The organism is Pseudoalteromonas sp. TAE56 (genome assembly GCF_000497955.1).
Lineage (GTDB): Bacteria > Pseudomonadota > Gammaproteobacteria > Enterobacterales > Alteromonadaceae > Pseudoalteromonas.
The window spans coordinates 1-5,977 of the sequence record NZ_AUTN01000043.1 but is presented as its reverse complement, the minus strand read 5'-3'; the positions used below and the strand labels follow the sequence as shown (position 1 = coordinate 5,977).

At 40.5% G+C, this 5,977-nt stretch carries 4 protein-coding genes; 1 reads left to right on the top strand and 3 read right to left on the bottom strand.

The window, feature by feature from the left end:
* The 3 genes from L656_RS0101485 to L656_RS0101475 all read right to left on the bottom strand — a co-directional run.
* A partial coding sequence (locus L656_RS0101485) for a phospholipase effector Tle1 domain-containing protein (RefSeq protein ID WP_024597926.1) occupies positions 1-647 on the bottom strand: 647 nt, incomplete at its 3' end.
* Positions 648-764: 117 nt separating this feature from the next.
* Positions 765-2,855: a hypothetical protein gene (locus tag L656_RS0101480; RefSeq protein WP_024597925.1), complete on the bottom strand. Its 2,091-nt coding sequence runs from the start codon at positions 2,853-2,855 to the stop codon at positions 765-767.
* Between the two features lie 137 nt (positions 2,856-2,992).
* Positions 2,993-4,297 (bottom strand): NAD(P)/FAD-dependent oxidoreductase, encoded by a 1,305-nt coding sequence (locus L656_RS0101475; protein ID WP_002962796.1) that lies wholly within the window; start codon positions 4,295-4,297, stop codon positions 2,993-2,995.
* Between the two features lie 275 nt (positions 4,298-4,572).
* Here L656_RS0101475 and L656_RS0101470 point away from each other — a divergent pair.
* Positions 4,573-5,977 (top strand): RecQ family ATP-dependent DNA helicase (locus L656_RS0101470; RefSeq protein WP_024597924.1); only part of this gene is annotated, 1,405 nt, incomplete at its 3' end.

The window sequence follows — 5,977 nt, the reverse complement described above, 5'->3', positions numbered from 1 at the left end:
CCGCCGCCAATGTCTGAATGCGCTCCTGCAAACCATAGCTCGGTAATATTGCTTTGATGGTTCATGAGTGTGGGTTCAAACGCGCGGCGTTTTTCATCAAGGGCTACGCAGTGCAGCGCGTGAGTAATGTTGTTGGCAATGGTGTGGTTTTCAAAAATAACGTGCTCTGCGCCGCGTGTGGCTTTACTTACTTTTGATAAGCCAATAGAGGCGACAGTATCAAACACACATACGTAAACATTATCAGCAATTAAAGGCTCAAGGATTTTGGCAAAACGCCTAGCAAGTGCACCGCCTCGGCTAAAACCCGTTAGCAGTATGGTATCGCCTATTAGGTAGTGAGCTTTAAAGTCGCTTAATGCTTGATTTAAAATACTGGATACGTCGTCACCACGAGGTGCAAGAGTTTGGTTTAAAATGCGTTTAAGGCGGCTGCCTTTAGTGCCAATACCTTGATAATAAAAACTGAGTTGGTTAGCAAAAGGAGTAATGGGGGAGTCTTCTAATTTACCGCCAAGCAGTAAATGCAATTTTAGAATGTTGGTAATATTAGAGTCTTCTTTAAAATGCTCTGAGCTAAATTGCTCTGCATCACGGGGCTCGTTTCCTGTGCCGTCAAAGTTAAAAATTAGCGTTTTACCCGTCATAACCCAATTTCCTTAGTTGTTTTAAATACTCTACACAGACAATGTTAAATATTAAAGACAATATTTAGGTTAGTAACAAATACGCCAACTAATTTGTTGGCGTATTAAAAGTGCGGGTTATAGGCTATTAAAAGTATAGTGATTTAGCTGCGTGCCCTCTGCGGGTTTTAATGCGGGGTTTAACTTAATTAATTGCTCGTAAACCTCAGGATAAAACGTTTTTAATCGTGCTGCGCGAGAAAGGTGATTCGGTTCAATTTTTTCAACAAGCTGTAAGGCTAAAGGAATCATTGGGCTTAACTCCCCTTTGGTGTAGCTTTGTTCTAGCGCTAAGTCGAGTATATCTACACCTAATTTTTCTGAATCAGCGGGTATTTTATTGTCAATTAGAAATTGGACTGCCTCGACAGAAGACGATGCGGCTTGTACATAAACGTCGCGCCCATACGTATCGGTAATCGAAAAATCAAAACCAGCTTGTTTAAGCTTTTGCCATTGCTCAAGCGGAAAACGACTTAATCTTGCTAAATCACTCGGTGGCTTAGGTTCAACTCGGCTTTGCCAGATCGCTATAAAGTCATGAGGCTCTAATAGTAGGAATGTAAAAAGTGTATCGGTTTCTGTTTGAGTTAATGGTGTACTAAGGCTGTACTCATAAGCTTTTTGGTAATCTTTTTTAGACAAATATTGGCTGAACGCGCTATGACTTCTATCGTTTGAAAGCTGATTGCTTAGTATACTCCACCAGTAATTAACTAATACGGGGTCTTGTTCTTGTAAAACATATTCGAAGTTATTACCTTGCTCTTTTTTTACCTCTAGCACCGTATTATATGCTCGCATAGTAGAGTGTAATTGTTCAGTAGCGCTTAACTGCTGCTGTAATAGTTCACAGTTTTGTCTTTTATTATCTAGATCTTTCTTTTGTTGCTTCAAATCTACTAAAAAACGTGCAACATCAGAATTATCGGGCTCACTCACTTGGGGCAATGTGGCGCTATCTATTTTACCAATAGGGTTAAAGTAAGCATATTGCTCAGGGTTTTCCTGGCCATTAATATAGGCGCCTTGCTGGTAAATAAAATCATTTACAAAAGAAACGCCTTTGCTATTTAGGTAGTCACTAGCATTGCGGCTATGAGCTTTATAGCCCTGCTCTGTAAGGTAGTTTAACATTTGAGTATGCTTTGCATCTAAAGGGGCTAGCGTTAAGTTACCGCTTTTAGGCAGGCTTACTATTGCAACGTCTAAACCCGTAAATAAGCCTGGCTGATTGGTTGGTGTTACGCCTAGTTGCTGCAGTGCTTTTACAAGCGGTAAATTAAACTGGCTTACGGCAATATCAGCCATGTTATATAAAACAGAATTTTCTTCGTACAGCGGCATAGCATCCAGTGCCGGCACCTGCTTCATAAGCGCAAAAATATACTCATTAGGAATGTTGTTTTTAATCGCAGTAGCCACTTCATTTACTGTGAATTGGTTAGATGAAATTGCCTGCTCAAACTCTTTTGGCGTAAATTTATTTGCATTAAGCACAAACAATGTAGCCGGGGAAATAACCTCACTGCCTTCAAGTTTAATAAACGTTTTAGAATAAGTGGTAAATGTATCTGTGTTGTTTAATAAAGCATAAAGGGTTTCTTTTTGTACATTTTCATCAAGGGGTACACTCAGAGTAAGTCCTGGAGGGCTATGCTTATTATCTCCAAGCTGTTGAATCATTTCTTTTACTTTATCATTGGTGAAGCCTTTAATTGCCTCAATGCCTTGCCAATTAGCTAATTCGTTTAAAGAGCTAGTAATATTAAGCTGCTGTTTTTGCTCAGTAACTATGGCATCTCTTAAAAAGGCAATGTATTGACGCTTATTGATTTCTGATAGGTTTGCATACTTTAAAATCGTAGGGACCGACGTCCCTTTTTTAAGCTCACTCACAAAAAATGAAACAAGCGATTGGTTTAAATTATTTATTTTTATATGTTGTTGCTGTGATTGATCTCTGCAAAGGCGAATATCTTTTTTTAGATCTGTGACTATTCGTAGCGGGGTGCCTTCTGCAGGCTGCTTTTTATTAACTAAGTTAGGCTCAGTGGCATTTGGTGCAGCCACGTTGGGCTGCTCTACAGAGGCTGTGTTAGGCTGGGTTTTAAATAGATATACTGCCAAAGCCGCTATAATTATAAGTCCGAGAAGTAGCTTTTTCATAACCGCCAATCCTTTGATGTTATTAAAATATTCTCACATCGTACTACTTTAGGTACGCAAAGTGCAAAAAAGCTTTAAGAGATAATACTTATTAACTCTTAAAGCTTTTTTGTGGTTTTGTGAGCGTACTTAATTTATTAGTGCAACTTCATTTTAGGGCGCACTACACGCAGCACTTTTTCGCTTATCCATAATGCAAAGGTTTTTGCGCTACCGTGTATAGCGCGTTGGTGCATACGGTATAAAGATATATACATAAAGCGGGCAATTTTACCTTCAATAAAAAAGGTATTGCTGGTTAGGTTACCCATTAAGTTACCCACGGTGCTGTAGCTTGATAAGTTAACAAGTGAGCCATGGTCGCTGTATTTAAAGCCGCGTAGTGGTTGCTGCTTTAATGTTGCGATAAGATTTTTTTCGACGCACTGCGCCATTTGATGCGCCGATTGTGCGCGTGGCGGTACTTGCTTGCCATCCGCTTGGGTAAATGCGCAGCAATCACCTAATACAAAAATGCTTTCGTCTACGGTGCTTTGTAAGAACTCGTTTACTTGAATTTGGTTGCTACGCGTCAGCTCAAAAATACCTAAGTCTTTTATAAAATCAGGTGCTTTTACGCCTGCTGCCCACACCATAATATCGGCATCAATGTGTTCTTCATCTTTGGTGATAAAGCCTTGTGCGGTGCCTTCTTTTACTTGTGTTTGCTCGCGCACGTTTACGCCAAGCTTTAATAGCTCGCGTTTGGCACTTACGGCAATACGCTCTGGTAGTGCTGGTAAAATTCGTGGTCCGGCTTCTATTAAATGAATATGCAAACGCTTAGACGACATATTTGTTAAGCCATAAAGCTTTAATAGTTCAGACACATGATAAAGCTCAGCTGAGAGTTCAACACCGGTAGCACCGCCGCCTACAATGGCAATATTAAGTGATTGCTGTTGGTTGTCGTCTTGGTGAAGGCGTGTAAAGCTGTCGAGTAATGAATGTTGAAAGCGCTCTGCTTGTTGGTTTGAATCTAAAAAGTAGCAGTGATCTTTTATACCTGGGGTATTAAAGTCGTTACTTACGCTGCCAATGGCAATCACTAGGTGGTCGTAGCGCACGGTGCGCTCGGGTAAAATTGTGTGGCCTAGCTCGTCTAAAAGTGGTGCAAGGGTAACTGTTTTATTGCTTTGATCTATATTGCAAAAAGTACCAAGTTGAAAGTTATAGTGGTGTTTTGCAGCATGGGCTGAATACACAACGCCATCTAAATCGGGGTCAATAGAGCCTGTCGCTACTTCGTGCAGTAACGGCTTCCATATGTGGGTACGGTTTTTGTCTATTAGTAGAATTTCAGCTTGTTTTTTCTTTCCTAATTTATGACCTAATTGCGTTGCGAGTTCTAATCCGCCAGCACCACCGCCAATAACGACGATTTTAGGTGTAGTAATATTCATAACGTTGCCCTCAAAAATAATATACCCAAGTGATCTGTATTTTTATTAGTTTTTTAAGATGACTTGGGTATCAATAAATTATTTTGGCAACAAGCAGTTACTACTCATTTTATAGTGCTTTAGTTTGCGCTTAAATAAAGGTGATGTCAGCAATAAATAATGTTATTTGTTGTATACTGAGTTGCAAATATTTCATACACACCGAGTTGCAAATATTTTATTTACACCGCATTTTTTATAAGCATGACTATTGTTTAGCCATCAAAAGGACATTTATGACCACGCCACTAATTCAATCACTCGAGCAGCACTTTGGTTTTAGCCAATTTAGAACAGGGCAACAACAAACTATAGAGCAGCTTTTAAATGGTCAATCGTCGTTGGCTATATTTCCGACCGGCTCGGGTAAATCGTTGTGCTATCAATTAACTGCGTTGCATTTACCAAATTTAACGTTAGTGGTTTCGCCTTTGCTTGCATTGATGAAAGATCAAATTAGCTTTTTAAATAGCAAAGGTATTTACGCGGCTAGCCTTGATTCGAGCCAAGATCAAATGCAAAGCAGCACCGTAATGAATGATGTGCGAAATGGTAAAATTAAAGTACTAATGGTGTCGGTTGAGCGCTTTAAAAACGAGCGTTTTAGAGAGTTTATAAGCCAAGTTAAGCTTTCGATGTTAGTGGTAGACGAAGCGCACTGTATATCAGAATGGGGCCATAACTTTAGACCCGACTACCTTAAACTACCGCGTTACCGCGAAGAGCTTAATATTCCTTTAGTATTGCTGCTTACGGCAACGGCGACTAAAAAAGTTAAACGCGATATGGCAGAGCGATTTGCTATATCGCCTGAGTGCATTGTGCAAACGGGCTTTTATCGCGCCAATTTAGATTTAAGTGTGTTGAGCGTTAAGACCGCCGATAAAAACACCGAGCTTACCAACATTGTGCGCGCGCAAAATGGCCCTGGTATTGTGTATGTAACGCTACAGCAAAGCGCCGAGCAAGTTGCTAATGTGCTAAGTGCACAAGGTGTGCACGCGGTGGCGTATCATGCGGGGCTTGAGGATACGCTACGCTGGCAAATTCAAGATGACTTTATGGCGGGTAAAATTAACGTAGTGGTGGCTACCATTGCCTTTGGTATGGGCGTTGATAAATCAGATATTCGTTTTGTTATACATTACGATTTACCAAAATCGATTGAAAACTACAGCCAAGAAATTGGCCGAGCAGGGCGCGATGGCAATCCATCAAACTGCTACACCCTTGCCAATTTAGATGGGCTAAATACGGTTGAAAACTTTGTATATGGCGACACCCCTGAGCTTAGCGGTATTGAATACGTAATTAACGATATTCGCCAAAGCCACCAGCAATGGGAAATGCAAGAATACAGTCTTTCAAGCGAAAGTAATATTCGCCAACTGGCACTTAAAACCTTGCTAGTACAACTAGAAATGCAAGGCGCTATAACACCGCAATATGCCTACTACGCTGATTTTAAATATAAATTTTTGGTTGATAAAAACGAGCTACTAAGCCAGTTTGACCAGCAGCGCCAAGCTTTTTTAACGCAAATATTTAGCCATACCGATTTTAAAAAAATATGGGGCACGCTAAATTTTGACTCCCTTACGCAAGCCGCGCAGGTTGATCGAAAACGCGTAGTGGCAGCCC

What these genes read in the sequence shown, in the direction of transcription:
- L656_RS0101480 (WP_024597925.1), bottom strand. Translation starts at nt 2,855, where the DNA reads ATGAAAAAGCTACTTCTCGGACTTATAATTATAGCGGCTTTGGCAGTA.
- L656_RS0101475 (WP_002962796.1), bottom strand. Translation starts at nt 4,297, where the DNA reads ATGAATATTACTACACCTAAAATCGTCGTTATTGGCGGTGGTGCTGGC.